The organism is Bacillus sp. AFS001701, from assembly GCF_002559405.1.
GTDB lineage: Bacteria > Bacillota > Bacilli > Bacillales > Bacillaceae_G > Gottfriedia.
In genome coordinates, this window is sequence record NZ_NTZO01000610.1 from 1 (window position 1) to 4833 (window position 4833).

A 4833-nucleotide genomic window follows, 5' to 3' on the forward strand; every position below is an offset into this window, starting at 1 on the left:
ATAGTTGAATACATAAAGTATAATTAATCAAAGCAGGGATGATTAAGTAATGTTAAAAAAATATTTGAAAAATATTGATTATATGATTTTTGTTCCATTATTAGTGTTATGTTTATTTGGATTAATTATGGTGTATAGTGCAAGCTCACCATTACCATCAATTCGTTATCAAAGTGAACATTGGCCAAGTGACTATTTCTTTCATAAGCAATTAGTTGCCTTTGAAGTAGGGATGTTTGCATTTGTTTTTTTAATGTTTTTACCTGCATCTTTCTTTAGAAAAAGAATTGCCATGATATTAAATGTAGCTGTAAGTATAGTATTACTTATTGCAGTTCTATTGTTTGGTGAAGTACGAAATAATGCAAAAAGCTGGGTATTCGGAATTCAACCAGCCGAGCTAATCAAATTCGGATCAATCGTTCTTTTAGCAGGATGGTACTCCAAAAGACAAAAACGAATTACAAAGAACTGGAAAATGCTATTTGCTCCATGGACCATAGTAGCTATTTATATCATCCTATTGAGATTACAACCAGATACAGGTACAGCCTTATTAATAATCGGTACTTGTGCTGTAGTTTCGTTTTGTAGTGGTTTTATTGTAAAGAGATTAATACTCTTATTCGTTGGTGGAATTGGATTACTATATCCATTAATTAGTATTTGTATTAGTTTAGGGATCGGTTTAACAGATGTACAAGTTAATCGATTTTTAGCTTTCCGAAATCCTTTTGACTATGCACAGGGTATCGGATTTCAAATCGTAAATTCACTTATAGCATTTGCCAATGGTGGGCTTACTGGAGTTGGATTAGGAAAAAGTATTCAAAAACTAGGTTACTTACCTGAGCCTCATACCGACTTTATTCTAGCTATAATCGGTGAAGAAACAGGTTTAATAGGTGTAATTGTAGTTATTTTATGTATATTCATAATTGTTTGGCGTGGATTGTTAATAGCTCATCAATCAAAGGATTCTTTTGATTCATTATTAGCTACAGGGATTAGTGCAATCATCGTCATTCAATCATTTGTAAATATTGGAGGAGTTACTTCGTTAATTCCACTTACGGGTGTTCCGTTACCTTTTGTTAGTTATGGAGGAACTTCGTTAATCGTTATGCTTTCTATGGTTGGTATTTTAATGAATATTTCAATACGAAATAAGATTCATAAAGAAACTTTATAAAATCTTCAAAAATGCATTTTGAAAAAAGTTTATTCTTAATTTATTGATAATTATCTTTCATAAATACAGGAGGCTTACAAATGACTTACACGAAACAGATTAAAAAAGTTCTTGTTGCTAACCGAGGTGAAATTGCAATTCGAGTATTTCGAGCATGCACTGAGTTAGGAATTAGAACAGTTGGTATTTATTCTAAAGAAGATGAAGGGTCATATCACCGTTATAAAGCTGACGAAGCATACATAGTTGGAAAAGGTAAAAAACCAATTGATGCTTATCTAGATATTGAAGGTATTATTGAAATTGCAAAGAAAAACAATGTAGATGCAATCCATCCAGGATATGGATTCTTATCAGAAAATATTAAATTTGCTCAGAGATGTGAAGAAGAGGGCATTATTTTTATCGGGCCATATTCAAGACACTTAGATATTTTTGGAGATAAAATTAAAGCAAAGCAGCAAGCTCTTCAAGCTAATTTGCCAATCATTCCAGGGAGCAATGGTCCAGTACACTCATTAGATGATGTAAGGGAGTTTGGTGAAACTTATGGATTCCCGATTATTATTAAAGCTGCTCTAGGTGGTGGCGGTCGTGGAATGAGGATTGTCCGTACAAATGCAGGATTAAAAGATGCATACGAGCGTGCTAAGTCTGAAGCAAAAGCTGCTTTTGGTAATGATGAAGTTTATGTAGAGAAGTTTATTGAAAATCCAAAGCATATTGAAGTTCAAATATTAGGAGATAACCAAGGGAATATCATTCATTTGTTTGAACGCGATTGTTCAATTCAAAGAAGACATCAAAAATTAGTTGAAGTTGCACCATGTACTTCGATTAGTGAAGAGTTAAGAAATAGAATTTGTGATGCAGCTGTTAAATTGATGAAAGAAGTAGAATATGTAAATGCTGGTACAGTTGAATTCTTAGTTTCGGGTAATGATTTTTATTTTATTGAGGTTAACCCACGCGTACAAGTTGAACATACAATTACTGAAATGATTACAGGAATTGATATTGTTCAAACACAGATTTTAATTGCACAAGGAAATAGTTTACATAGTGATAAAGTAGGAATTCCATTACAAGATGAGATACCAAGAATTGGTTTTGCGATTCAAGCACGTGTTACAACTGAGGACCCACTAAATAATTTTATGCCTGATACAGGAAAAATTATGGCATATCGTTCAGGTGGAGGTTTTGGTGTAAGGTTAGACACGGGTAACAGCTTCCAAGGTGCAGTTATTACACCTTACTATGATTCATTATTAGTAAAAGTAACGACTCATGCATTGACATTCGAAGGTGCAATTGCGAAGTTAAATCGAAATTTAAAAGAATTCCGTATCCGTGGTATTAAAACTAATATTCCATTTTTAGAAAATGTTACGACACACCCAGATTTCTTGTCTGGTGAGTATAATACTTCATTTGTAGATTCATCTCCTGAATTATTTGTTTTTGCAAAAAGAAGAGACCGAGGAACAAAATTATTAAATTATATCGGCAATGTAACAGTAAATGGATTTCCAGGTATATCGGTTAAAGAAAAACCAGCTTATGATGATATTATCATTCCAAATGTAAATCATATTAAAAGTGCAGAAAGTGGAACGAAACAATTACTAGATAAATTAGGGGCAGATGAATTTTCGAAGTGGTTAAAAAATCAACCGGATGTTTTATTTACAGACACAACATTTAGGGATGCTCACCAATCACTGCTTGCAACGAGAATTCGTTCAAAAGACCTAGTTACAGTAGCAGAACAAACGTCAAAATTATTACCGAATTTGTTCTCTATGGAAATGTGGGGCGGGGCGACTTTCGATGTAGCGTATCGTTTCTTAAATGAAGATCCATGGGAAAGATTATTAAATTTAAGAGAAAAAGTTCCAAATGTATTATTCCAAATGCTTTTACGTGGATCAAATGCAGTTGGATATAAAAATTACCCTGATAATCTTGTTAAAAAGTTTATTGAAGCATCGGCTCAAGCAGGAATCGATGTATTTAGAATATTTGATAGTCTAAATTGGATTAAAGGGATGGAAGTCGCAATAGATGCTGTAAGAGAGAGCGGAAAGCTTGCTGAGGCATCGATTTGTTACACAGGAGATATATTAGATCCAACTAGAACAAAATATAATCTAGCGTATTATAAAGAGCTTGCAAAGGATTTAGAATCGGCTGGTGCTCATATTTTAGCTATTAAAGATATGGCTGGTTTATTAAAGCCTCAGGCTGCTTATACGTTAATTAGTGAGTTGAAGGATACTGTAGATCTACCAATCCACTTACATACTCATGATACGAGTGGAAATGGTTTATACACATATGTAAAAGCAATCGAAGCTGGCATAGATGTTGTAGACATCGCAATTGGAAGTATGTCTGGATTAACATCTCAGCCAAGTGCAAATAGCTTATATTATGCTCTAAAAGGTTCAAATAACGAGACAAACTTAAATATTAACGGCTTAGAGCAGTTATCAACCTACTGGGAGGGCGTTCGTAAATATTATAGTAGTTTTGAAAGTGGTATGGTTTCACCTCATACAGAGGTTTATCAACATGAAATGCCAGGTGGTCAGTATTCTAACTTAAAACAACAAGCTAAAGGTGTTGGTTTAGGAGACCGATTTGAAGAAGTTAAGGATATGTATGGCAGGGTAAATCAACTATTTGGAGATGTCGTTAAAGTAACACCATCTTCTAAAGTAGTTGGAGATATGGCATTGTTTATGGTTCAAAATAATTTAGATGAAGATTCTGTTTATGAAAAAGGAGAAAATATCGATTTTCCTGATTCAGTAATAGAGTTTTTTGAAGGGAAATTGGGACAACCTCATGGAGGATTTCCAAAGAGCTTACAACGTATAATCTTAAAAGGCAGACAGCCATTAACTGAAAGAGCTGGTGAGTCATTAAAACCGATCGATTTTAAAGATGTTGAGGAGTATTTATTCAAGACATTAAATCGCCAGGTTACTAATTTTGATATACTAGCTTATTGCCTATATCCTAAAGTATTTATGGACTATCAAAAAAATGTAGAAAGCTATGGTGATTTATCTGTACTTGATACACCTTCTTTCTTCCATGGTATGAAATTAGATGAAGAGATTAAAGTAGATATTGAACGTGGTAAAACACTGATTGTTAAACTTGTTTCGATTGGTCAAGCTCAGCCTGATGGAACAAGAGTTATCTACTTTGAATTAAATGGTCAGCCTCGAGAAATAGTAGTTAAAGATTACTCTGTCAAATCTACTGTCGTTCAAAAAAGAAAAGGGGACACTAGTAATCCAAACCATATTAACGCAACAATGCCAGGTACTGTTTTAAATGTACTTGTTAAAAAGGGCGATGTAGTTGAAAAAGGTCAAACTTTAGCAATTACAGAAGCGATGAAAATGGAAACAACTGTCCAATCTCCATTTACAGGTGTAATAAGAGACATTCTGATTACATCAGGAGAAAGTATTTCTACAGGTGATCTTCTAATAGAACTAGATCAAAGATAAAAAGTAAAATGTAGAGCGAAGTTAGAGAAGCTGCAGTTAAAGGGCAACTCTTCTTCGCTTTAATTGTAAATGTAAAAAAAGGTATTTCTTCTACAATTAAGTGGAAGAAGA

The 4833-nt window shown here is 33.5% G+C and carries 2 protein-coding genes; both read left to right on the plus strand.

The window, feature by feature from the left end; all coding sequences use genetic code 11:
* Positions 1–49: 49 nt before the first annotated feature.
* Positions 50–1192 (plus strand): FtsW/RodA/SpoVE family cell cycle protein, encoded by a 1143-nt coding sequence (locus CN514_RS24010; RefSeq protein WP_098234727.1) that lies wholly within the window; start codon positions 50–52, stop codon positions 1190–1192.
* Positions 1193–1272: 80 nt separating this feature from the next.
* Positions 1273–4722 (plus strand): pyruvate carboxylase, encoded by a 3450-nt coding sequence (gene pyc, locus CN514_RS24015; RefSeq protein WP_098234728.1) that lies wholly within the window; start codon positions 1273–1275, stop codon positions 4720–4722.
* Positions 4723–4833: the final 111 nt, after the last annotated feature.